Origin of the sequence: Hydrogenophaga sp. ANAO-22, from assembly GCF_042466645.1 — a bacterium.
GTDB lineage: Bacteria > Pseudomonadota > Gammaproteobacteria > Burkholderiales > Burkholderiaceae_C > Hydrogenophaga.
The window spans coordinates 3,800,669-3,824,264 of sequence record NZ_CP159956.1 but is presented as its reverse complement, the minus strand read 5'-3'; the positions used below and the strand labels follow the sequence as shown (position 1 = coordinate 3,824,264).

At 69.6% G+C, this 23,596-nt stretch carries 21 protein-coding genes; 2 read left to right on the top strand and 19 right to left on the bottom strand.

What is annotated here, in order from left to right:
• Window positions 1–2 precede the first annotated feature (2 nt).
• The 7 genes from ABSY19_RS18395 to ABSY19_RS18365 form a co-directional block, all read right to left on the bottom strand.
• A complete protein-coding gene (locus tag ABSY19_RS18395; RefSeq protein WP_382154437.1) occupies window positions 3–1,298 on the bottom strand; it encodes an FHIPEP family type III secretion protein in 1,296 nt (431 codons plus the stop codon).
• Between the two features lie 337 nt (window positions 1,299–1,635).
• On the bottom strand, window positions 1,636–2,085 hold the full coding sequence (locus tag ABSY19_RS18390; RefSeq protein ID WP_382154434.1) for a CesT family type III secretion system chaperone: 450 nt from the start codon (window positions 2,083–2,085) through the stop codon (window positions 1,636–1,638).
• Window positions 2,086–2,110: 25 nt separating this feature from the next.
• Complete coding sequence (locus tag ABSY19_RS18385; protein ID WP_382154432.1) at window positions 2,111–2,383, bottom strand: hypothetical protein; 273 nt, start codon at window positions 2,381–2,383, stop codon at window positions 2,111–2,113.
• 33 nt (window positions 2,384–2,416) lie between these two features.
• A complete protein-coding gene (locus ABSY19_RS18380; protein ID WP_382163857.1) occupies window positions 2,417–2,563 on the bottom strand; it encodes a hypothetical protein in 147 nt (48 codons plus the stop codon).
• An 83-nt stretch (window positions 2,564–2,646) separates the two neighbouring features.
• Window positions 2,647–3,417 carry a type III secretion system inner membrane ring lipoprotein SctJ gene (gene sctJ, locus ABSY19_RS18375; protein WP_382154429.1) on the bottom strand — a complete coding sequence of 257 codons (771 nt, stop codon included), beginning with the start codon at window positions 3,415–3,417 and terminating at the stop codon, window positions 2,647–2,649.
• Entirely contained in the window at window positions 3,414–3,848 is a 435-nt protein-coding gene (locus ABSY19_RS18370; RefSeq protein ID WP_382154426.1) for a hypothetical protein, read from the bottom strand. The genes sctJ and ABSY19_RS18370 overlap by 4 nt, the downstream gene beginning before the upstream one ends.
• Window positions 3,845–4,129: a hypothetical protein gene (locus ABSY19_RS18365; protein WP_382154424.1), complete on the bottom strand. Its 285-nt coding sequence runs from the start codon at window positions 4,127–4,129 to the stop codon at window positions 3,845–3,847. The genes ABSY19_RS18370 and ABSY19_RS18365 overlap by 4 nt, the downstream gene beginning before the upstream one ends.
• Window positions 4,130–4,338: 209 nt before the next feature.
• Here ABSY19_RS18365 and ABSY19_RS18360 point away from each other — a divergent pair, with 209 nt between their 5' ends.
• Together ABSY19_RS18360 and sctL are read left to right on the top strand one after the other, a co-directional pair.
• Window positions 4,339–4,941, top strand: coding sequence for a hypothetical protein (locus ABSY19_RS18360; RefSeq protein WP_382154422.1), 603 nt, complete (start codon window positions 4,339–4,341; stop codon window positions 4,939–4,941).
• A complete protein-coding gene (gene sctL, locus ABSY19_RS18355; RefSeq protein WP_382154420.1) occupies window positions 4,938–5,552 on the top strand; it encodes a type III secretion system stator protein SctL in 615 nt (204 codons plus the stop codon). Before ABSY19_RS18360 ends, sctL begins: the two co-directional genes overlap by 4 nt.
• A gap of 6 nt (window positions 5,553–5,558) precedes the next feature.
• Here the strand turns inward: sctL and ABSY19_RS18350 are convergent, their stop codons facing one another.
• From ABSY19_RS18350 to ABSY19_RS18295, 12 genes are all read right to left on the bottom strand, one after another.
• The gene (locus ABSY19_RS18350) at window positions 5,559–6,962 is read right to left on the bottom strand and encodes an efflux transporter outer membrane subunit (protein ID WP_382154417.1); all 1,404 of its coding nucleotides are present in this window, start codon (window positions 6,960–6,962) and stop codon (window positions 5,559–5,561) included.
• Between the two features lie 4 nt (window positions 6,963–6,966).
• Window positions 6,967–10,098: an efflux RND transporter permease subunit gene (locus ABSY19_RS18345; RefSeq protein WP_382154414.1), complete on the bottom strand. Its 3,132-nt coding sequence runs from the start codon at window positions 10,096–10,098 to the stop codon at window positions 6,967–6,969.
• Window positions 10,095–13,223: an efflux RND transporter permease subunit gene (locus ABSY19_RS18340; RefSeq protein ID WP_382154411.1), complete on the bottom strand. Its 3,129-nt coding sequence runs from the start codon at window positions 13,221–13,223 to the stop codon at window positions 10,095–10,097. The genes ABSY19_RS18345 and ABSY19_RS18340 overlap by 4 nt, the downstream gene beginning before the upstream one ends.
• A 15-nt stretch (window positions 13,224–13,238) precedes the next feature.
• Window positions 13,239–14,483: an efflux RND transporter periplasmic adaptor subunit gene (locus tag ABSY19_RS18335; protein ID WP_382154408.1), complete on the bottom strand. Its 1,245-nt coding sequence runs from the start codon at window positions 14,481–14,483 to the stop codon at window positions 13,239–13,241.
• A gap of 232 nt (window positions 14,484–14,715) precedes the next feature.
• Window positions 14,716–15,210: a thioesterase family protein gene (locus ABSY19_RS18330; RefSeq protein WP_382154405.1), complete on the bottom strand. Its 495-nt coding sequence runs from the start codon at window positions 15,208–15,210 to the stop codon at window positions 14,716–14,718.
• Window positions 15,207–16,373, bottom strand: coding sequence for an acyl-CoA dehydrogenase family protein (locus ABSY19_RS18325; protein ID WP_382154402.1), 1,167 nt, complete (start codon window positions 16,371–16,373; stop codon window positions 15,207–15,209). The genes ABSY19_RS18330 and ABSY19_RS18325 overlap by 4 nt, the downstream gene beginning before the upstream one ends.
• The gene (locus tag ABSY19_RS18320) at window positions 16,370–18,286 is read right to left on the bottom strand and encodes an acetyl/propionyl/methylcrotonyl-CoA carboxylase subunit alpha (protein WP_382154399.1); all 1,917 of its coding nucleotides are present in this window, start codon (window positions 18,284–18,286) and stop codon (window positions 16,370–16,372) included. The genes ABSY19_RS18325 and ABSY19_RS18320 overlap by 4 nt, the downstream gene beginning before the upstream one ends.
• Window positions 18,283–19,083 carry an enoyl-CoA hydratase/isomerase family protein gene (locus ABSY19_RS18315; RefSeq protein WP_382154397.1) on the bottom strand — a complete coding sequence of 267 codons (801 nt, stop codon included), beginning with the start codon at window positions 19,081–19,083 and terminating at the stop codon, window positions 18,283–18,285. The genes ABSY19_RS18320 and ABSY19_RS18315 overlap by 4 nt, the downstream gene beginning before the upstream one ends.
• Window positions 19,080–20,252, bottom strand: coding sequence for an acyl-CoA dehydrogenase family protein (locus ABSY19_RS18310; protein ID WP_382154394.1), 1,173 nt, complete (start codon window positions 20,250–20,252; stop codon window positions 19,080–19,082). Before ABSY19_RS18310 ends, ABSY19_RS18315 begins: the two co-directional genes overlap by 4 nt.
• Window positions 20,253–20,294: 42 nt before the next feature.
• On the bottom strand, window positions 20,295–21,902 hold the full coding sequence (locus ABSY19_RS18305; RefSeq protein ID WP_382154391.1) for an acyl-CoA carboxylase subunit beta: 1,608 nt from the start codon (window positions 21,900–21,902) through the stop codon (window positions 20,295–20,297).
• An 82-nt stretch (window positions 21,903–21,984) separates the two neighbouring features.
• Window positions 21,985–22,881 carry an SDR family oxidoreductase gene (locus ABSY19_RS18300; RefSeq protein WP_382154388.1) on the bottom strand — a complete coding sequence of 299 codons (897 nt, stop codon included), beginning with the start codon at window positions 22,879–22,881 and terminating at the stop codon, window positions 21,985–21,987.
• Window positions 22,878–23,564, bottom strand: coding sequence for a TetR/AcrR family transcriptional regulator (locus tag ABSY19_RS18295; RefSeq protein ID WP_382163855.1), 687 nt, complete (start codon window positions 23,562–23,564; stop codon window positions 22,878–22,880). Before ABSY19_RS18295 ends, ABSY19_RS18300 begins: the two co-directional genes overlap by 4 nt.
• Window positions 23,565–23,596: the final 32 nt, after the last annotated feature.

Genomic DNA, 23,596 nt, shown 5'->3' with positions numbered 1-23,596 from the left:
CGTCACGGCCCGAGTTCGATGCGCGCCAGCGGCTGCACGTTGATCTCTGGAACCAGTTCCTGGTAAGAGAGCACGGCCACTTCGTACAACGATTCTTCGATCATCTTTCGCACATAGCGCCGGATGTCCATGCTGGTGAGAATCACTGGCTTGTGGCTGATGGCGGACAGGTCGCCCACGGTCTCCGTGATCCGGTCCAGGAGGTTGCTGGTCTGCTCTGCATCCAACGCGAGGTAGCTGCCCATCGAAGTCTGGCGGATGCCATTGCGAATGATGTCTTCGACCGCGGGCGACAGCAGGTAAGCGGCCAGCATCTGGTGGCGGTCGGCGAACTGGTGCGAGATCTGGCGTTTGAGGGCGGTGCGCACATGCTCGGCCAGCAACACCACGTCGCGCTCCTTGCCACCCCAATCGACCAGGGCTTCGGCAATGGTGCGCAGGTTGCGCACCGACACACCCTCGCTCACCAGCCGCTGCAGCACGTCGGCCACCCGCTGCGCTGGCACGACGCGCTGCAGTTCGGTGATCAGGTCGGGATAGTCCGCCTGCATCTGCGACAACAGGAATTGCACTTCCTGAATGCCGATGAATTCGCGCGCATGGCGCTTGAGCGTCAGCCGAAGGTGGTGCGCCAACACCTGCATGGTGTCCATCGCCTGAATGCCGTACTCGCGCAACCGCGCCGCCTCATGCTCCGGCGTCCACAGCGCGGCGATGTTGGGCAGGAACGCCGCCGTCTCTTCGAAGGGAATGCCCAAGGCTTCCAGATTCTCCGGCGCCTCGCGCACCAGCAGGTGGCCTGGCTGCAGCAGGCCACGCGCAGACGAGATCTCGTGCACCAGAATCTGATAAGCGCCACGCACCAGGCCCTTGTTGTAGCGCAGGTGCACCGCCGGCAAAGGCACTCCCAGTTCCATGTAGGTCTCTTCGCGCACCCCCTGCAAGGCGGCAATCAGGGTTCGCGCGTTCAAGGTGCTTTCCAGTTCGTGCGCCAAGTCCAGCACCAGCGGCATGGTCGGTGCGTAGGAGGCCGCCGCCTTGCCATCGCCGTCACCATCGGCCTGTGCTGGCCCCGCGCCGGCACGTGCCGTGGGGCCGGCAGTGCGGTCCCCGGGTGCCGCCGCCCCCTTGAGTCCGCGCCCCAACAATACGAAGCCCACCACGCCCGCCAGCACGGCCAACGTCATGAACACCCAACCCGGCATGCCAGGAACCAGCGCGAAGCCCAGCATGATGGCGCCGGCCACCAACAGGGCGTTGGGCTGCGCCAGCACCTGCTCGGCGATGTCCCGGCCCACGTTGCTGCGCCCACGCGAGTGACATGGATCGTGCCAGCATAGTGGAACCAGTCCAGCCCCGCGGATGCGGTCACGGTGTTCAGGAACTCGGACGCCGATGCAGCACCCAGACGACCACTCATGCGGGTCGCAATGCCGGGGTCGATTTGAAGCTGAATGCCGAAGTTGGCACAGAACTCGGCCAACATCTTCGCGACGGGCGTTTCGTTGGCGTAGTAGGAATACGGGCTGCCGTCGAAAGGCAGCGGCGCGGCGTGCGCCTGAGGCAGCAAGGCAACAGCGGCGCACAGCACCATGGCCGCCTTCCATCGCACGCGGCGGCACGATCGTCTTTCACTCATGGGAGGACCGTCACAAGCCGAGCCGGTGCCGCGGTGCGGTAGGTCACGACCTCCACACCCAGACCTAGCGCCGTCCACCAGGCATCCGCGGCATTGAGAAACTGTTCGAGCGCACGCTCGACCGCAGCAGGGCCCGCTCGCGCGGGGATTTCGCATTGCAGCAGCAGGCCATCGGCGTCCGGTGACAGGCACAAGATGTCGTGACGCGTCGGCATGCGGACGGTGGAGAAGCGCAACGCCCTCTCCAGCAATGCCACACGGGCTGCACCGGGCTCAGGCAGGGAGATCAAGTGGACTTCCAGTATCAGCCGACCGTCCGCAAGAGGGTGAACGTCCAGCCTTCGGTCGCCGTCATGAGCCACCGAAAAGCGGCCATCGGCGCGAGGCTTCAGCTCCGCGACCCCCCATCTCTCCAGGGCGTGAGACAGGTCCTTGACAGCTTGCATGTCGCGATCCGATGGCTTCGAACACTCAAGCAACGTTCTTGAGCACCGAACTGACCATGTCACGCAGCGATTTCATGAGCTCCGACGTCAGCTGCGTGGCTTCGGCCATTTCGCCCGTCTCGCGCTGCACCGCCAGCAGGTCCTGGCTGGACATGTCACCCTGCTGCTGCAATTGCTGGATGAGGTCGCGGAAACGCAGGTTGTTGGCCTGCAGCATCGGCGTGAGCGTGCCGTACACGGCTCCGATGTTGATGCCAGAGCCAAGGACGTCGACACCTGAGGTTTTGAACAAAGCCATGGGAATCTCCTCGCAAAGAAAATGATGCGGGCATCAGCAACGCTGAGCGTCGCATGACGCAAGCACCTGCTGTGCCGTATCCACCGCCGTCTTCAACAGGCAGAGCTCGCTGTACCACTGAGGCGATCCCCCTCGCCGCATTGCCGAAATCACGGCTTCGCTTGCCCGTTCCAACTCCATCCGAAGCTCCTTGAGGCGAGCAGGGGTCATGCCAAGGACACCGTCCACCGCATTGAGACCCGGCATGGCATTCATGTGCATCCCTACAAGGCGACGCCATCCTGGCGCAGGCGAATCAAGAACCGCACACCCCAGGCAACGCCACCCACGATGGCCGCGCCCAGCACACCCAACAAGGTCCACAGTGCGGCAACGGATTCGTGGCCCACCCGCATGAACAGCACCTTGGCAAGGGCCGCACTCTGGCCTGAAGCCTCTGCACCGGCTGCCGGCACCAGCACCACGGCCACGCGGTCTGGCGACAACCCGGGAATGCCATTGGCCACCAAGGCCCGGACGGGCACGACCACGCTCTCTACGCCATAACCCTTCTGGAACTTCAGGAAAACGGACGCCGAAGAAGGGGTGGAGGCCTCCAGGGGACCAGCGCGCTCGGGCAGCACCACATGAACGCGGGCCGTCACCACCCCGTCGATGGAGGACAAGGTTTGCTCCAGCTCCTGCGACAACGCGTACAGGTAACGCGCTCGCTCCTCCAACGGCGAGGAGATGAGGTTCTCCTTCTTGAACACATCGCCCAGTTTGGAGCGCCGCTCGCGAGGCAGCCCATTTCGGTGCAGGATGTCGATCGCTGCGGACACCGAGCCAGCTTCCACCTGGATGCCCACACCGGTCTTGCTGGCGGTCTTGGTGGCAGAGATATCGGCACTGAGCAGCAGACCAAGCACTTCGTTCGCTTCGGCCTCCGTCAGCCCACTCACCAAATTGACGGCGCCAGAACATGCCACCAACAGGCTGGTGATCAACAGCACCCGCCACCAGCGACCTACCACCTGAAGTGCCATCAGGATCATTGCGTGCGGGAAATCTGATCGACGGTCTTGGCCGCCTGCTTGCTCAGAAGAGAAGCGAACTCCACCTCCAGCATGAAACGCTGCAGGTGCATCTGCCGATTCAGGAGGTCCGCACTGTTGAAACCGACCGCCGGATTCAATGGCGCGGCCACATGCTTCCAATGCTCTCGCGCACTCTGCCCCATGCGGTCCATGGTGTTGAGAATGGCGTCACCCAGGGTGAGAGGACGGTCCACGGCCGAGGTTTCCGCAGGCTTGGGCAATGGCGCTTCGGCCGCTGCAGGCGTCACACCCACGCGCTCGGCATGCAGGGCTGCGAACGATGCGACAGACACCGGACCTTCTGGCTTCCCTCGACCGGTCAACCCAGGCTCTGGGGACGAGACAGGAGACAGCCCCCCCTTCGCGGCAGAGATGTTCAATGAACTCACGGCATGACTCCTTTTCGCACAGCCCTGTTCCGCAATTCGGCCAGCGCCCAACTTTCAGGGACCTGGGCCAGACCCAGGCTCGCCCAGTGCGCTGCAGCTTCCCACCGGCACTGCAGCAACTCGATCAGGGACAGGCCCACATACGGGCACTCGCTCTGCAACCGAAACCCCATGAGCACCGAGAAGATCCGCTGCGCGCGCGACCAATCCTTCAGATCGATCGCAAGGAAACCCACCTCCGCCAACGACTTCGCCAAGTCGGGTGAGAGCAAGTCGGGCATCGAGATGGCCACCGCGTGTTGCACGGAAGGGGCAGGGTTGGGGGATCGCATGGCTGAGCGGACGTGGTTGAAGGGCTGAGTGCGCAAGGTCTGAAAGAAAGTTCGGGCAAGCCGCTGGCTCTTCGGGGATTTCTGACGGGTGTGAACCTTGAAGCCCCCAACCCCACTCATCCTTCCAACCGCTCCCGGACTTCGCATGCCACCGGTCCATGCCATTCATTGACTTCCCCTCCACCATGGGTATCGACGCCGCCACGCTCAGCGAGCGGTCCCGTGCGCTGCTGATGGCGGCTGGCGGCCACGCCCCCCAGGAGCCGGCAGCGCCAGCCCCCGGACAGGCGCACGTTCTGCTCTGGACCTTGCTGGTGATGCGCGTGTCGCGCCTGCGGCGATTCGCGGACCATGTGGGCATGCTGGGCGCTGGGGCCTCCCTGCGGCATGTGCTGGAAGGCCGGCGCATCGTGGCCTTCCGCGAACAGCTCGGCCACGAGCTCTACCAGTTCGGCATGCTGAGAGCGCCGTTGATCGGCACGATCTCGGTGGCCCCTTCGGCATTTGATGACCCCGGACGCGTGAGCTCGGCCGTGCGCGAAGTCGGCATGGCTGCCTTGCAGGCCTTCTGCCATGGCCCCGATGTCGAAGAACATCTCCACCTTCGCGCCCGCCTGTCGGCCCGTTTGCGTGAGATCGCGCCGAGCGACCCCACCCGAATCTTCGTCGCCCCACCGAGTGGCGCGCTCCTTCAACGGGTGCTGCGCGAAGTGGAGCCCGTGCTCGCCAGCGCCTTCGATGGCATCGGAGCCCACCCATGAGATCGGGAAAGATCATTCGCCGCGAGGATGCCAGCCACCTCCGCCAGGCCGTCCAGGTGCTGGCGGACGCCCGAGCCGAAGCGGCTTCGTTGCTGGAGACCGCGCGCCATCAAGCCGCCTCGGAGGCCGAACGCATCCGCCAGGACAGTGTGGAAGCCGCCGCCCAGGAGACCTCCCGCCTCATGCTGCAAGCCATCGCGAGCCGGGACGCCTACATGACGGAAGTCGAATCGGAGCTGGTGAGCGTGGTCATCAACGCGGTGCGATCGATCTTCTCCCAATACAACGACCACGAGCGCGCGGTCCTGGCCGTCGGCAAGGCGCTCAAGGCCCTTCGCCAGCAGACACAGGCCACGCTGCACGTGCACCCGAGCCACCACGATGCGCTGTGCGCGGCCGTCCCGGCGCTGCTGCGCGACACCCCCGGCCTGCAATCGCTGGTCGTGGAAAGGGACTCTCGACTCAAGCCCGGCACCTTTGTGTTGAGGAGCGCCATGGGCCTGGTGGAAACCGACCTCGAATCGCAATTGCGCGCGATCGAAAACGCCTTGGTGCGCAGCGTCAAGGCCTCGGACGCCGCCCGTCACATGGTGGCCGGCGTCCCGATCTGAGCGGGCTCAGCGCGCAGTCGCCGGCCAGCCGCCGCCCAATGCGGCCACCAGCGCCATGCTGGCCGCCAGCCGTTCGGCCTGCACGTCGAGCGCCGCGCGGCGCGCCGACAGCGCCAGGTTCTGCGCGGTCGCCACCTCCAGGAAGCTGATCTCGCCGGCCTCATAGCGGTAGCCGACCACACGCTCGTTCTCGCTGGCCAGCGTCACCAACTGCTGTTGCTGGCGGTCCTGCTCGGCCAGCGTGGCCAGTTGCACCAGCGCGTCCTCGGTTTCGCGCACAGCCGAGAGCACGCCACCACGCCAGGCCGCGGCCTGCTCGTCGTAGGCGGCGAGGAAGGTGGCTTCATCGGCGCGGCGCGTGCCGCCATCGAACAGCGTGGCCGCGAGTTGCGGGCCAAGTGACCACACCCGCGCGGGCGCGTCCAGCAAGCGGGACCAGCTGCTGGCCTGCAGGGTGCCGCTGGCCGAGAGCGTCAGGTCGGGCAGCCAGGCGCGCTGCGCCACGCCCAGGCGCGCGTGCGCTGCGGCGAGTGCGCGCTCGGCGGCGGCCAGGTCGGGGCGGCGGCGCAGCAGCTCACCGGGCAAGGCCCCGGGTATCGCGGGCACCACCGGCAGCCCTCCGTCGCGCGCGGCCATCGGGTAGTCGCCGGGCGTGGAACCCGCCAGCAGCGCTAGCGCGTTGGCTTCCAGCGCGCGCTGGCGCTGCAGGGTGAACACCTGTGTGCGCAGCGACTGCAGCTGCGTCTCGGCCTGGATCACGTCGGCGCGCGCCACCAGGCCGGCTTCGTATTGCAGCTGCGTGACCTGCAGCGAACGCGCATAGGCCACGTCCGCCTGGGCCTGCAGCGCCAGTTGCGCGTCCAGCGCGCGCAGCCGCACGTATCCCTGCGCGGCCGCCAGCTGCAGCGCCAGGCGCGCGGCATCCACCAGCGCTGCCTGCGCCTGCGCCCCGGCCGTGGCGGCCTGGCGCGAGAGCGCGACACGGCCCCAGAGGTCGGGCGACCAGGACAGGTCCGCACCCGCCGCGTACAGCCGGCGCGTGCCGGCGTTGGCGCCGGCGGCCGCGTTGCCACCGCTGCGCGTGGCGGACGCGCCCACCCCGACCTGGGGCAGCGCCAGCGCACGGGCGGCATCCACCTGCGCCAGCGCCTGGCGCCAGCGCGCCTCGGCCTGGGCGAGTTCGGCGTTGGCCTCGCCCACGCGGCGCAGCAGCCGGTCGAGTTCGGCGTCGGCGTACACGGCCCACCAATCGGGCTGGATCTCGGTGGCCGTCGGCTGGGTGCCGGCGTGCTGGAAGCTGGCGGGCAGCGCGATCTCGGGGGCGCGGTAGTCGGTGCTGGTGGCGCACGCCGCCAGCAGCAACGGCAGGGCGGCGAGCGCGAAGCGGGATGGATGCAAGAAAAAGGGCATGGGTTCAGGCGGTCTGGGCCACCGGGCTCGGGCCTTGCACACGGCGGCGCAGGCGCTCGAGCGCGAGGTAGACCACGGGCGTGGTGTAGAGCGTGAGCAGCTGGCTCACGGCCAGGCCGCCGATGATGGCGATGCCCAGGGGGCGGCGCAATTCCGAGCCTTCGCCCAGGCCCAGCACCAGCGGCATCGCGCCCAGCAGCGCAGCGAGGTTGGTCATGAGGATGGGGCGCAGGCGGCGCAAGGCGGCCTCGTGAATGGCGGCCTGCGGCGCCAGCCCGCGCGTGCGCTGTGCGGCCAGCGCGAAGTCGATCATCAGGATGGCGTTCTTCATCACCACGCCGATCAGCAGGAACAACCCCAGCAGCGCGATCAGGCTGAACTCGGTGTCCGAGATGCGCAACGCCAGCAGCGCGCCCACGCCTGCCGACGGCAGCGTGGACAGAATGGTCAGCGGGTGCAGCGTGCTTTCGTACAGCATGCCCAGCACCAGGTAGACCGTGACCAGCACGGCCAGGATCAGCCAGGGCTGGCGCTTGAGCGTGGCCTGCAGGCTGTTGGGGTCGCCCGCCCGCTCGCCGGTAGAGATGCTGGTGGGCAGCAGCAGGCCGTTGACGGCGCGGTCGATCGCCTGTTGCGCCTGCTGCAGGCTCACACCGGGTGCCAGCGCGTAGCTGATGCCGGCGGAGGCGAACTGGGCGTCGTGCTGCACCCGATCGCGCGTGAGGCCGTAGCGCCAGGTGGCGAGGGCGCTGAGCGGCACGCGCTCGCCGGCGTCGTTGAGCAGCTGCACCTGGTTCAGCGCGGAAGGTTCGCTGTTGCCGCGCGGGTCGGCCTCCATCACCACGCGGTACTGGTTGAGCGGGTCGTACAGCGTGGCGACCTGGCGTTGCGAGAACGCGTTGTTCAGGGCCGTCGTCACGGTGTCCATGCGCACCCCCAGGCGGCGCGCGGCCTCGCGGTCCACGTTCAGCACCACCTGCTGCGCGTCTTCACCGGCGCCGAAATCCACATCGGTCAGCTCGGGCAGCGCGCGCAGCGCCTCGCCCACCGGTTTGGTCCAGCCGCGCAGGTCCTGCAGCGAATCGGAGCGCATGACGAACAGGTACTCGTTGTCGCCGCCGCCGCTGGAAAGGCGGATGTCCTGGTCCACGTTCACGAACAGCACGCCGCCAGCGATCTGCGGGGCATTGGCGCGCAGGCGCGCCACCACGGCCGAGGCGGGCTCGCCGCGTTCCGCCAGGGGCTTGAGGCGGATGCGGAACCAGGAATTGCTGGTGCCGGTGCGCCCGCCGCTCACGCCCGTCACGTCGGCCACGGCGGGGTCGGCCACCAGCAGGCGGCGAAAAGCCTCCACCTTGGGCTGCATGCCCTGGAACGAAAAACCGTCGTCGCCGCGCACGAAGCCGCCGAGCTGGCCGGTGTCCTGCTGCGGCAGCATGCCCTTGGGAATCGCCACGTAGAGCCACACGTTGAGGGCCACGGTGCCGGCCAGCAACAACAGGGTGAGCACGCGGTGGCGCAGGGCGAACCCCAGGCTGCGCGCGTAACCCGCCTGCACGTCGGCCAGCAGGCTGGCGATGCCGCGCGCCAACGGGCCTGGCGGCTTGGGCGGGCCGGCCGGCAGGCCGTGCGCGCACAGCGCGGGCGTGAGCGTGACCGACACCGCCAGCGAGATCAGCATGGCCGCCACCAGCGTGATGGAGAACTCGCGGAACAGCCGCTCGACCACACCGCCCATGAACAGGATGGAGATGAACACCACGATCAGCGCCAGGTTCATCGCCAGCAAGGTGAAGCCCACCTCGCCGGCGCCGGTGAAGGCCGCGCGCCAGACCGTGCGCCGCCCCACCTCGCGCTGGCCGTTCGCGGCCTGCGCCGCACGCGCGCGCTCGATGTGGCGCTGGATGTTCTCCAGCACCACGATGGCGTCGTCCACCACCAGGCCGGCGGCCACGATCAAGGCCATGAGCGAGAGGTTGTTGAGTGAGAAGCCCTGCCACCACATCACCGCGAAGGCGCCGATCAGCGAGACCGGCAAGGCCAGCGCCGGAATCAGCGCGGTGCGCACGCTGCCCAGGAAGGCCCAAACCACCGCCATCACCAGCACGCAGGACAGCACCAGCGTGAACTGCGCCTCGCGCAGCGTGGCGCGGATGCCAGGCGAGCGGTCCATGACCACACGCAGCTCGGTGTCGGCCGGCAGCAGCGCGCGCAGTTGCGGCATCTGGGCGTGGATGGCGTCGATGGTCTGCACGATGTTGGCGCCGGCGCGCCGGCTCACCAGCAGCACCACGGCGGGCCGGTCGTTGTGGTAGCCGGCGGTGTAGCGGTTCTCGACCGAGTCCGTCACCTCAGCCACGTCGGCCAGGCGCACCAGCGCCCCGCCCTCGTTGCGCACCACCAGCTGCGAAAAGTCCGCCGCCGTGCGCAGCGGCGTGGGCAGCGCGATCTGCCAGCGCTGGCCGCCCTGCTCGGTCTGGCCGAGCGGGCGCCAGGCGTTGGCCTGGGCGATGGCCTGGCGCACGTCGTCCAGCGACATGCCCCGGTGCGACAGCGCCTCGGGTTTCGCCTGCACGCGCACGGCGGGCAGCGACGAGCCGTCCACCGTGACCTCGCCCACGCCCACGATCTGTGCGAGCTTCTGCGCCAGCACGGTGGAGGCGTTGTCGTACAGCGCCGACGACGGCAGCCGGGGCGAGGAGAGCGCCAGCGCCATGATGGGCGCCTGCGAGGGGTTGACCTTGACGTAGCTCGGGTTGCCCGTCATGCCCGAGGGCAGCTGCCCGCGCGAGGCGTTGATGGCGGCCTGCACCTCGCGCGCGGCTTCGTCGATGTCGCGGTCCAGGTTGAACTGCAGCGTGACGCTGGTGCTGCCCTGGTTGCTGCTGGACCGGATGCTCGCCACGCCCGCGATGCTGCCCAGCGCGCGCTCCAGCGGCGCGGCCACGGTGGAGGCCATGCTCTCGGGGCTGGCACCGGGCAGGCTGGCGCGCACCTGGATCACCGGAAAATCCACGCGCGGCAGCGGCGACACCGGCAGCAGCCGCCACGCCAGCAGGCCCACCAGCACGATGCCGATGGCCAGCATCACGCTGCCGATGGGGCGGCGGATGAAGAAGCGGGCCAGCGCGTTCATGCCATCTCGGTGCGCCGGCGCGCCAGCCGGTCGAACGCCAGGTAGACCACGGGCGTGGTGAACAGCGTGAGCACCTGGCTCACGATCAGCCCGCCCACCATCACGATGCCCAGCGGCTGGCGCAGTTCGGCGCCCGAACCGCTGGCCAGCATGAGCGGGATGGCGCCGAACAGCGCGGCCAGCGTGGTCATGAGAATGGGGCGGAAGCGCAGCAACGCGGCGCGGTGGATCGCCTCGCGCGGTGAGAGGCCCAGGCGGCGCTGCGCGTCCAGCGCGAAGTCCACCATCATGATCCCGTTCTTCTTCACCAGGCCGATCAGCAGCACGATGCCGATCACCGCGATCAGGTCCAGCGGCCGGCCCGCCAGCAGCAGCGCGGCCAGCGCCCCCACCGTGGCCGAGGGCAGCGTGGAGAGGATGGTGAGCGGGTGCACCGCGCTCTCGTACAACATGCCCAGCACCAGGTACATCACCACCACGGCGGCCAGGATCAGCCACAAGGTGTTCGCCTGCGAATTGCGGAAACCCTCGGCCGCGCCCTGGAAGGCCAGTTCCACGGCCACCGGCAATTCCACCTGCCGCTGCACGGCTTCGATGGCGGCCACGGCCTCGCCCAGCGAATGCCCGGGCGCGAGGTTGAACGACAGCGTGACCGCCGGGAACTGGCCCTGGTGCTCGATGGCCAGCGGCGCGCGCCGCTCCACCGCGCGCGCCACGGCCGACAGCGGCACCGGCTTCGCGTCGGCCCCGCCCCCGGCGGGCTGCACGTACACCCCCTCCAGCGCCTGCAGGCCACCCTGTTTCGCGTCGTCGCTCTCCAGCACCACGCGGTACTGGCTGGCGTGCGTGAACAGCGTGCTCACCTGCCGCTGGCCGAACGCGCTCTGCAGCGCGGAGGCGATGTCGCCCATGCGCAGGCCCAGGCGGGCCGCCGCGTCGCGGTCGATTTCCAGGTAGGCCTGCAGGCCTTCGCGCTGCAGGTTGCTGGCCACGTCGATCAGCTCGGGCCGCTCTTTCAAGGCGGCCAGCAAACGCCCGGCCCACTCGCCCAGCAGCGCGCTGTCGGGCGAGCTCAGCGTGAACTGGTACTGCGTGCGGCTGATGCGGTCTTCCATGCCGAGTTCCTGCACCGGCTGGAACCAGGCTTCGATGCCGCCCACGTCGCGCGCGCGCTCACGCAGCCGCTCGATCAGTTCGCTGGCCGACACCGAGCGCTGCGCGTGCGGCGCCAGGGTGAGCAGCATGCGCCCGCTGTTGAGCGTGGCGTTGCTGCCGTCCACGCCGATGAAGGACGAGAGGCTCCGCACCGGCGCCTCGGCCAGCAGCGCCTGGGCCAATGCCTGCTGCCGCTCGGCCATGGCGCCGAAGGACACGCTCTGCGGCGCCTCGGTCACGACCTGGATGGCGCCCGCGTCCTGCACCGGGAAGAAGCCCTTGGGCACGGCCAGGTAGAGCAGCGCCGTGAGCACCAGCGTGGCGGCCATGGCCAGCAGCGCCAGCGGCTGGCGCGCCAGCACCCAGTCCAGCCCGTGCCCGTAGCGCTCGATGGTGCCGCTGAGCCAGTCGCGCCGGCCTTCGGCGTGCGCGGGCGCCTGCTTGAGCATGCGCGCGGCCATCATGGGCGTGAGCGTGAGCGAGACCACCAGCGAGATGGCGATGGCCACCGCCAGCGTGACCGCGAACTCGTGGAACAGGCGGCCCACCACGTCGGCCATGAACAGCAGCGGAATCAGCACCGCCACCAGCGAGACCGTGAGCGAGACCAGGGTGAAGCCGATCTCGCTCGCGCCCTTGAGCGCGGCCTCCATCGGGCCCGCCCCCTCCTCGCGGTGGCGCGCGATGTTCTCCAGCATCACGATGGCGTCGTCCACCACGAAGCCGGTGGCGATGGTCAGCGCCATCAGGCTCAGGTTGTTGAGCGAATAACCCAGCAGCAGCATGGCGGCGAAGGTGCCGACCAGCGAGAGCGGCACCGCCACGCTGGGAATCAGCGTGGCCGCGAGCGTGCGCAGAAAGACGAAGGTGACCAGCACCACCAGCGCGATGGCGAACAGCAGCTCCTTCTGCACGTCGCGCACCGAAGCGCGGATGCTCTCGGTGCGGTCCGACACGATCTGCACCTTCACATTCGCCGGCAGCGTGGCCGTGAGCTGCGGCAGCAGCGCGCGCACCTGGTCGGCCACGGCGATCACATTGGCGCCGGGCTGGCGCTGGATGTTCAGCAGCACGGCGGGCGCGAGGCCGCAGCCGCCGCTCTGCCCCTCGGCGCAGGCCATGCCGGCCCAGGCCGCGAGAAAGCGGTCTTCCGCGCCCTCTTCCACCTGGGCCACGTCGGCCAGCCGCAGCGGCGCGCCGTCGCGCCAGGCCACGATGAGCCGCTGGTACTCGGCCGCCGAGCGCAGCTGGTCGTTCGCGTCCAGCATGGTGCTGCGCAACTGGCCGTCGAAACTGCCCTTGGGCTGGTTGTTGTTGGCCGCCGCGATCGCGGTGCGCAGCTCTTCCAGCGTCAGGCCGTTGGCGGCCAGCGCGCGGCTGTTGGCCTGCACCCGGATGGCCGGGCGCTGCCCGCCCGCCAGGCTCACCAGGCCCACGCCCGGCAGGCGCGACAGCTGGCCCGCCATGCGCGTGTCCACCATGTCCACCACGCGCGGCAGCGGCAGTGTGTCCGAGCCGATGGCCAGCGTGAGGATGGGCACATCCGCCGGGTTCACCTTGCGGTAGATCGGCGGCGCGGGCAGGTCGGAGGGCAACAGGCTGTTGGCGCTCTGCAGCGCGGCCTGCACGTCCTGCTCGGCCACGCCCAGGTCCACCTCCAGGGCGAACTTCAGGGTGATGACCGAGGCGCCGCCCGAGCTGGTGGACGACATCTGCGACAGGCCCGGGATCTGCCCGAGCCGGCGCTCCAGCGGCGCGGTGACGGTGCGCGCCGTCACGTCCGGGCTGGCACCGGGCTGGAAGGTGAACACCTGCATCACCGGGTAGTCCACCTGGGGCAGCGCCGACACCGGCAGCTGGCGCCAGGCCAGCAGGCCGGCGATGAGCACGGCCAGCATCAGCAGCGAGGTCGCCACCGGCCGCAGGATGAAGGGGCGCGAGAGCGAGAGGGGAGCGGCGGCGGAAGACATCGGCGAACGCCCCCGTCAGCGCGCCGGGGTGGCGGGCGCCGCCGGCTGATCGGGTTCCGGCGCCAGCGGCGAACCGGCGGGCAGCGCCGCCGCCTGCACCACGTTCACCGCGCGGCCGTTCTCCAGCCGGTCCAGGCCTTCGAGCACCACCGGCTCGCCGCTGACCAGGCCCTTGAGCACCACGGTGCGCCCGCCGCTCGCGGGGCCGAGCGTGAGGTCGCGCACCTGGGCCTTGTTCTCGGCGATCACATACACATAGCTGCCGCGCGAGCCGTGCTGCACCGCGTCGGTGGGAATCGTCACCGCGCCGGGCAGCTGGCGCAGCGCCAGGCGCACGTTCACGAACTGGTTGGGAAACAGCGCGTCGTCCGCGTTCTCGAAACGCGCCTTGAGCCGCAGCGTGCCCGTGGCCGCGTCGATCTGGTTGTCCAGCGTGTCCAGCCGGCCCAGGGCCAGGCGGGTTCGGTTGTCCCGGTCCCAGGCCTCGGCGGAGGGTGGGTTCTTGCCGTCGTGCGCGGCGCGCACCTCGGCCACCTGCGGCTCGGGCACGCTGAACACCACCGACACCGGCTGCGTCTGCGTCAGCGTGAACAGGCCATTCGCGTCGTTCGCGGACAGCAGATTGCCCGCGTCCACCCGGCGCAGGCCGATGCGGCCAGCGATGGGCGCCACGATGCGCGTGTAGGAGAGCTGCAGCTTCGCGTTGTCCACCTGCGCCTCGTCGGATTTCAGCGTGCCGCGCAGCTGCTGCACCAGCGCGGCCTGGCGGTCCAGCACCTGGCGGGCCACGGCGTCGCGCTTGAAAAGACCTTCATAGCGGGCCAGTTCGCTCTCGGCGTTGCGCAGCTGGGCCAGGTTCTGCTGCTGCTGGCCCTGCGCCTGCGCCAGCGCCACGCGCAAGGGCTCGGGGTCGATCTCGGCCAGCAACTGACCGCGCGCCACCTTCTGCCCTTCGCGCACCAGCACGCGCGCCAGCTGCCCGTCCACCCGGCTGCGCACCGTCACCGTGTTGTAAGGCGCCACCGTGCCTACGGCGCGGGCCTGCACCGTGAAGTCTTCGGTGCGCGCCGGCTCCACCCGCACCGCCACCGGACCGCGCCAGGCGCTGGGTGCGGCGGGGGCTTGTGGCGGCGGGCGCAGCAGGAACCACCAGGCCGCGAAGCCGACGCCCAGGAACAGGCCCAGCCACAACAGCCGGCGCGGCCAGGACAGACGGGAAGGCGAGTGCGCAGAGGCGGAAGAAGGCTCAGGTGCGGACATGAAAACGTGTGGAAAGGCGAAAGGGAGAGGCGAAAAGCGGGCCGGTGGCTGGTCGAACACCGGCCTCTCTGGCGGCGTCGACACTGGCTGCGTGAGAGCAGGCACGAACGACAGATGATAGCCATTCGCAACTGCTTGTAACGGCGTCTGACCGCGGCCGGCGTGGAAGGTTCACTTCACATCACGCCAAGTCTGTCGACCCTGGGAGAAGGCCGAGCGCACCGCCCCTTCTTCAAGAAACGATGTAAGCCCCCGCCCCCACACACAGCAACTTGCCATCCGCCCCCTCGAACGCCATGCGCGTGTTCGCCACCCGCGAGCCCAGCCGCAGCACCTCGGCGCTCAGCTTGAAGTACTCGCCCACGCAAGGCCGCAGGTAGTCGATGCGCAGGTCGATGGTGCCGAGCTTGGCGAAGCGCTGCAGGCGCTGCATCGGCTCTTCGTTCATGTGGCGCGCGCCGTTGGCGGCAATGCAGGCCAGGCCCCCCATGGCGTCGAGCGCGGCGCTGACCACGCCGCCGTGCACGCGGCCGTGCTGGTAGTGGCCGATCAGGTCGGCCTTCATGTCGATGCGCGCGGTCACGCGCTCGGGGCGGATGTCCTCGATCTTCAGGCCCAGCACCTTGTTGAAGACGATCTTGTTCTCGAACAGGTCCTTGAGCACGGCGATGAACTCGGGCTCGAACTCGGTCGGCGCGGAAGAAGTGGCAGCGGTGTGTTTGCTCATAGTCCCCATTGTCGTGCGGCCAGTTCCTTCATGATTTCCTCGGCGCCGCCGCCGATCATCATCACCTTCACTTCGCGGTAGACGCGCTCGCTCACGGTGCCGCGCATGTAGCCCATGCCGCCGAGGATCTGCACCGCGGCATCGGCGCAGAACTGCATGGTCTGCGTGGCATGGTTCTTGAGCAGGCAGACGTTGGCCACCCAGTCGCCGCCGTCGTCGCCCGCGTCCACGCGCGCGCCCAGCGCCTCCAGCCAGGCTTCGGTGGAGCGGATGCGCATCTGCATGTCCATCAGCTTGTGGCGGATCACCTGCCGCTCGATGAGCGGCGCGCCGAAGGTGCTGCGCTGTCGGGCCCAGGCCAGGGCTTCGTCGTGGCAGGCTTCGGCGAAGCCGAGCGCCATGGCGGACAGGGCCAGGCGCTCGCCGTTGAAGTTGCCCATGACCATGCGAAAACCCGCGCCCTCGGCGCCCAGGCGGTAGCGCGCGGGCACGCGCACGCCGTCGAAGCGCAGGTGCGCGGTGTCCGAGCACAGCCAGCCCATCTTCTGCAGCGCGCTGCGCGAGATGCCCGGGGCATCGCAGGGCACCACGAGCATGGAGATGCCGCTTGCGCCCTTGCTCTGCGGGTCGGTGCGCACCGCGAGGGTGATCCAGTCGCAGCGCATGCCGGAGGTGATGAACACCTTTTCGCCGTCGATGACGTAGTCATCGCCCTCCAGCCGCGCGGTGGTGCGCAGGGCCGCCACGTCGGAGCCGCCGCCGGGCTCGGTGATGCCCAGGGCCGCGATCTTCTCGCCGCGCAGCACAGGCGGAATCACCTCCTGCTGCAGCTCGGGCGTGCCGTGCGCGAGCACGGGCGGCAGGCCGATGTTGTGGGTGAACAGGCTGGCCATCACGCCGCCGCTGCCGCCGTACCGGGCAAGCGTGCGCGACATGGCGTTGCGCGCGCTCCAGGGCGCGGGCGTGCCACCCAAGGGCTCGGGGTAGCCCAGGCCGAGCAGGCCGATGTCGGCGGCCTCGCGGTGCAGCGAGCGCGGCAGTTCACCCGCGTCTTCCCAGGCGGGCACGTGGGGCGCGATCGCCTGGGTGGCGAAACGCCGCACGGTGTCGACCAGCGCGGCGCGGTCTTCGGCGGTGAAGGCGGAGAGGTCGGTGGTGTTCATGCGGCGAAGGTCACCAGCAATTGCCCGGGCGCGACCTGCTGGCCCGCCACCACCGAGAGCGCTTCCACGGTGACGTCGCGTGGCGCGGCCAGGGTGTGTTCGAGCTTCATGGATTCGATGACCAGCAGCGGCTCGCCCTTGGCGATGACCGCCCCCGGTTGCGCGTGCACCGCGATCAGTTTGCCGTTGAAGGGCGCGCGCAGTTCGCGCGCGGCGGACGCACCGCCCGCGCGCTCGCGCGGCGCGAGGCTGAGATCGGTGAGCGACAGGGTGTGCGCACCGGCCTGCACCTGCCAGCGGCCCGCGCCCAGCGGCGCGGCGGCCACGGGCCAGGTGACACCGCCGATGACCACACGGCCCGGGGCCACGCGGGCGGGCACGGTGCGCTCGCCCCAGGCCACGCTCAGGGCGCCCTGCCCTTGTTCCTGCACCGCGAGGTCCAGCACCTGGTCACCGTGCAACCAGCGCAGCGGGCGGGCGAAGGGGCATGGCAACGCGGTGGCGGGCGCCTGCGCACCGAACACCGCCGCGAGCACACCGGCCAGCACCGCGTCGGGCGGGTGCAGCAGCATGGCGCGCACGGTGTCGCCCTCTTCGGCCAGGAAGGGGATGAGCGCGCCGCCTTCGTGGAACACGGGGTGGCGCAGGCAGGCCGCGAGAAAGGCGCGGTTGGTCGGCAGGCCCAGCACCAGGGTCTGGTCCAGCGCGTGGGCCAGGCGGTCGATTGCCTCCCGGCGGGTGGGCGCGTGGGCAATCAGCTTGCCGAGCATGGCGTCGTAGTGCGGCGTGACCTCGCTGCCGGTTTCCAGCGCGTGGTCGAAGCGCAGGCCGCTCGGCAGGGGTGGCTCGGCGAAGTGCCGCACGCGGCCGGTGTGCGGCGTGTAGTGCTCGTCTTCGGCGCACAGGCGCACCTCGATGGCGTGGCCGTGGAAGCTGATGGCGTCCTGCGCGAGCGGCAGCGCTTCGCCGCGCGCGACGCGCAGCTGCCATTCCACCAGATCGAGCCCGGTGAGCGCTTCGGTCACGGGGTGTTCCACCTGCAGTCGGGTGTTCATCTCCATCAAGAAAAACTCGTTCCCCTCCACCAGGAATTCCACCGTTCCCGCCCCCACATAGCCCGCGGCCTGCGCCAGCGCCACGGCGCAGCGGCCCAGCTGTTCGCGCAGCTCGGGCGAGACGGCCGGGCTCGGCGCTTCTTCGATGATCTTCTGGTGCCGGCGCTGCACCGAGCAGTCCCGCTCGCCCAGGTGCACGCAGTGGCCGTGGGCGTCGGCGAACACCTGCACCTCCACGTGCCTCGGGCGCAGCAGGGCGCGTTCGATCAGCAGGTCGCCGTCGGCAAAACCCGCCAGCGCCTCCGAGCGCGCGCCCTTGAGCGCGGGCAGCAGCTGCGCGGCCTCGTGCACCAGGCGCATGCCGCGCCCCCCACCGCCGGCCACGGCCTTGACCATCAGCGGGAAACCGACGCGCTGCGCCTCGGCCACGAAGGTGTCTTCGCGCTGGTCGTCGCCGAAGTAACCGGGCAGGCAGGGCACACCGTGTTGCACGGCCAGCGCCTTGGCGGCGGACTTGCTGCCCAGCGCGCGGATGGCCGAGGGCGGCGGGCCGACCCAGGTGAGGCGGGCGTCGATCACAGCCTGCGCGAAGTCGGCGTTCTCGCTGAGGAAACCGTAGCCCGGGTGCACGGCGTCGGCCCCGGTGGCCACGGCGGCGTCGAGCAGGCGGTCCACGCGCAGGTAGGAATCGGCCGAGGCCGCGCCACCCAGCGCGTAGGCGCTGCCGGCCTCGCGCACGTGCAGGGCGCCGGCGTCGGGCTCGGAGAACACGGCCACGGTCTCGATGCCCAGGGCGTGCGCGGTGCGGATGATGCGACGGGCGATCTCGCCGCGGTTGGCGATGAGCAATCGTTTCATGGCTTCGGTGCCCAGGGCGCGGGCTGCTTTTTCGCGAAAGCGGCCAGACCACCGGCCGCCTCCGGGCCGCGCAGCGCGCTGGCAAAGGCGATGGCGGCTTCGTCGCGCAAGTCCGGTGTGTCGCCGCGCAGGCGCTGCAGCAGGCGCTTGGTGCTGGCCACGGCGCCGGGCGCGGCGCGCTTCATGGCCTGCACTCGTTCGGGCAGCGCGGCGGCCAACGCGCCATCGGGCACCACCTCGTCCACCAGGCCGAGCGCCTGCGCGTCGGCCGCGCGATAGGCGCGGCCTTGCAGCAGGCACTGGCGCGCGGCCGCGTCGCCCAGGCGCTGCCAGACGAAGGGCGCGATCTGCGCGGGCGGCAGGCCCAGCGTCACCTCGGGCGTGGCGAAGCTGGAGCCTTCGGTGGCGATCACGTGGTCCGCGCAGCACACCAGGCCAAAGCCGCCGCCCATGGCCGCGCCGTCCACCGCGCACACCAGCAGCTGCGGCAGCGCGCAGAGCGCGTGCAGCACGTCGCCGAAACCCCGGTTCAGCGCGATCAGCGGGTCGTCCTCGCCGGGCTGCAATGGCTGGCCGATGGCGCTGGCGAAGTTGCCCAGGCTGCCACCGGCGCTGAACGCGCCCGGCGCGCCGGTGAGGATGACCACGCGCAACGTCGAGTCCTGCTGCGCGCGCAGGCAGGCCTCGTACAGGCCCACCACCATGGCGTCGCTCAGGGCGTTGCGTGTGGCGGGGTCGTTGAGCGTCCAGCGCTCCACGTCGCCCGCGCGCTCGACCAGGAAAGCGGCGCCGCTCACTTCTGCGGCCTCTTGGCGATGCCCATGATCTTGCTCAGGATGCCCATCATCACCTCGTCGGCGCCGCCGCCGATGGAGGCCAGGCGACCGTCGCGGTACATGCGCGAGACCTTGTTCTCCCAGGTGAAGCCCATGCCGCCCCAGAACTGCAGGCAGGTGTCGGGCACGATGCGGTTGAGCCGGCCGGCCTTGAGCTTGGCCATGGTGGCCCACTCGGTCACGTCCTCACCGGCCACGTAGTGCTCCACCGCCAGGTAGGTGAGCGCGCGCAGGCTCTCCACCTCGGTCTTGAGCTCGGCCAGCTTGAACTGCACCCACTGCTGGTCGGCCAGGCTGGCGCCGAAGAGCTTGCGGTCCTGCGCCCACTCCACTGTCCAGCCGATGCAGTTGGAAAGGCTCTGCAGCGTGCTGGCCGCGCACCAGAGTCGCTCTTCCTGGAACTGCTGCATCTGGTAGATGAAGCCCGAGCCTTCGGTGCCGATCAGGTTTTTCTGCGGCACGCGCACCTCGTCGAAATAGATCAAACCGGTGTCGCTGCTGTTCATGCCGATCTTCCGGATCTTCTGCGCCACCTCGATGCCCTTGACCAGTTTGCCGTTCTCGCGCATGCGCACCATCACCAGGCTCTTGTTCTTGTGCGCCGGGCCGTCGCTGGTGTTGACCAGCATGCACATCCAGTCGGCCTGCAGGCTGTTGGTGATCCACATCTTCTGGCCGCTGATGAGGTAGTCGTCGCCGTCTTTGCGCGCCACGCTCTTGATGGCCGAGACGTCGCTGCCCGCGCCGGGCTCGCTCACGCCGATGCAGCCCACCATGTCGCCCGCGATCGCCGGCGCGAGGAATTCGCGCTTGAGTGCCTCGCTGCCGAAACGCGCGAGGGCGGGCGTGGCCATGTCGGTCTGCACGCCGATGGCCATGGGCACGCCGCCGCAGTGGATGTGGCCCAGGGTCTCGGCCATGGCCATGCTGTAGCTGTAGTCCAGTCCCGCGCCACCATATTCCTCGGGCTTGGTCAGGCCCAGCAGGCCCAGCTTGCCCAGGCCCTTGAAGATCTCGTGCGCCGGCATCATCTCGGCCGCTTCCCATTCGTCCACGTGCGGGTTGATGTGCTCGTCGATGTAGCGCTTCAGGGTCTTCTGCACTTCGCGGTGTTCGTGGCTGAGCTGCATGGTCTTGTCTCCGTGGTGTTTTGAAGGGATGGGCGGGCTTGGCTACATGCGCGCCACGCCGAACTGCATGCGCCGGGGTTCGCGCGCGGCGGCCTCGGCGCAGGTGTCCAGGCAGAAGGCGAGCACGGCGCGGGTGTCGCGCGGGTCGATCACGCCGTCGTCGAGCACCAGGCCGCTGGTGTGGAAGGCGTCGGCCTGGCTTTCGAACACGTTCACGATCTGGTCGAACTGGGCCTGCATCTGCGCCGGGTCGGGCGTGATGCCTTTGCGGGCCATGCCGGCCTCGGCCACGATCTGCATGGTGCGCGCGGCCTGCTCGCCGCCCATCACGGCGGTTTTCGCCTGCGGCCAGCTGAACAGGAAACGCGGCGAATAACCGCGCCCGCACATGCCGTAGTTGCCCGCGCCGAAGGAGGCGCCGCACTGGATGGTGATCTGCGGCACGGTGGCGTTGGTCACGGCCTGGATCATCTTGCTGCCGTGTTTGATCATGCCGCCCTGCTCGCTGTCCTTGCCCACCATGTAGCCGGTGGTGTTCTGCAAGTAGATGAGGGGGTGGCCGAGCTGGCACATCCACTGGATGAAGTGCGTGGCCTTGTTCGCGCCCGCCACGTCGATCGGGCCGTTGTTGCTGATGAGGCCGACCGCATGGCCTCCGATGCGCGCCTGCGCGCACAGCGTGGCGGCGCCGTAGAGCGGCTTGAACTCGAGCAGCTCGGAGCCGTCGACGATGCGCGCCATGACTTCGCGCATGTCCACCGGCTCGCGGTGGTGGGCGGGCATGAGGCCCAGCAACTCGTCGCGCTGGAACACCGGCTCGGGGGCCTGAGGCCTTGAAACGCCCTGCCAGCCGATGCGCTGCAGCAGGTCCCTCGCGATGCCCAGGGCCTGCCGGTCGTCCTCGGCCAGGTACTCGCCCAGGCCCGACACGCCGGTGTGCATCTCGGCGCCACCGAGCTCCTCTTCCGTCGCCACCTCGCCCGTGGCCGCCATCAGCAGGGGCGGCCCAGCGAGAAAGGCGCGCGAGCGGCCACGCACCATGATCACGATGTCAGAGAGCCCCGGCATGTAGGCGCCGCCCGCCGTGCCCGAGCCGTGCTGCACGGTGATGACGGGAATGCCCGCCGCCGAGAGGCGCGCGAGGTTGCGGAACAGCGAGCCGCCGTGCACGAAACCCTCCACCTTGTACTTGGTGAGGTTGGCGCCCGCGCTCTCCACCAGGTGCACGAAGGGCAGCTTGTTCTCCAGCGCGATCTCCTGCACGCGCAGGATCTTCTCCAGCCCGCGCGCCTGGATCGCGCCCGCGTCGATGCCCGAGTCGCTGGCCACCACCATGCAGCGCACGCCGCCGATGAAGCCCATGCCGGCCACCATGCCGCCGCCGGGCACGGATTTTTCGGGGTCCTTCGTGTCCTGCAGGTAACCGGCCAGCGCGCACAGCGTCACGTAGGGCGCGCCCGGGTCCAGCAGCAGGGCCACGCGCTCGCGCGGCAGCAGCTGGCCCCGCTTGTCGAACACGGGCTTCGATTTCGCGGAGGTCAAGGCGGCGCGGTCTTCGAGCGCGCGCAGCTGGGCGATGCGCGCCAGCATGGCTTCGCGCCGCTGTTGGGCCGAGGGGCTCTGAGGGTTGAAAGACGACTCAAATGTCATTGAACCCCCACGCTGGTCACTTCGTGTACGGCGCTGCCCCCCTGGGGGGCGCGAGCTTGCTTGGGGCGGCCCTGCGCTGCGCTCATGACTGGAACACCTTGGGCACGACGTAGCGGTGGAAACCATCGAAGGGCTTGACGGCGTCGCGGCCCTGCGCCTCGGCCGGCGCGGCCACCTGGCCCCAGCCCATGCGCACCTGCGGCCGCGCGCCGTCCACGCGCAGCACCGTGCCGCTGATGAAGCTGGCCGCCGGGCTGAGCAGGAACACGATGGCGGCCGAGGTTTCGGCCTCGTTGCCGAAGCGCCCGGCCGGCACCGTCTCGCGCATCTCGCGCAGCATGGGACCGGCCTCGGGCGGGTAGTGGTCCATGCCGTGCGAGGCGATGTAGCCCGGCGCCACGGCGTTCACGCGCACGCCGCTGCGCGCCCATTCCAGCGCGGCGGTTTCGGTGAAGTTCACCATGCCCGCGCGCGCCGCGCCGCTGTGGCCCATGCCAGGCATGGAGCCCCACATGTCGGCCACGATGTTGACGATGGCGCCGCCGTGCGCCTGCATGCTCTGCACGTAACACTCGCGCGCGAACAGGAAACCGCCCGTGAGGTTGGTGTCGATCACCGCCTGCCAGCCCTTGGCGCTGATGTTCTCCAGTGGCGTGATGTACTGGCCGCCCGCGTTGTTCACCAGGCCGTCGATGCGGCCGTGCGCGCCCACGATGGCCGTGACCACGGTGCGCACCGTGTCTTCCTGGCGGATGTCGCAGGCGTGGAAGCTGGCGCGCCCGCCGTCGCTCACGATCTCGCCGGCGGTGTCCTGCAGCCTGGCGAGGTTGCGCCCGATCAGCACCACGTGCGCGCCCAGGCTGGCGAGCTCGTGCGCGGTGCAGCGGCCGATGCCCGAGCCGCCGCCGGTGACGACGACCACGCGGCCGTGCAGCAGGCCCGGCGCGAAGGCCGAGCGGTAATGGGAAGTGGTGCTCATGCCGGCTCCTTCAGGAAAAGTTTCAAGGCCGATTCGGTGAGTTCATCGAGCGAGACGCGCGAGCGCGCCTTGGCGCTGCGGCCCGAGGGCGGCACGTACCACTGGGCCGACCAGTTGAGCGCGCCGAAGATCATGAGCCGCGCGAGCACCGGGTCGGCACCGAGCTGGCCCTGCGCGTGCAGGGCTTCCAGCTCGGGCACCCAGTCGCCCTCGTAGCGGTCCTTCAACTGGTTGACCTCGCCGCGCTGCGCGGTGTTGAGCGAGCGCCATTCGTACAGCATCACGGGAATGAAATCGCTGTCGGGCCCGAGCAGCACCTCGAAGTGGTTGCGCATCAACACGCGCAGGCGCTCGCGCGGCGGTGCACCGGGCGGCAGCAAGGCCAGCGCGGCCTGCTGGCGCTGCAGCGCGCCCTGCATGCCTTCGAGCATCACCGCGCCGAGCAGGGCATCCTTGCTTTCGAAGTGGTAGAAGGGCGAGCCCGAGCGCATGCCCACGGCGGCCGCGATGTCGCGCGTGCTGGTGGCGGCGAACCCTTGCTGGCGGAACAGGCGGGCCGCGCCCGCGATCAGCTCGCGGCGGCGGTTGCCGTCGTCGCGCTCATCGGCGGTCTTGCGCGGGCGGCCGCGCGGGCGGCGCGGCGCCTCGGCGGCGGAAGAAAGTTCGGTGTCGGCCAGGCTCATGCGCGGCACGATAGCAGCCGGCTTGATTTTCA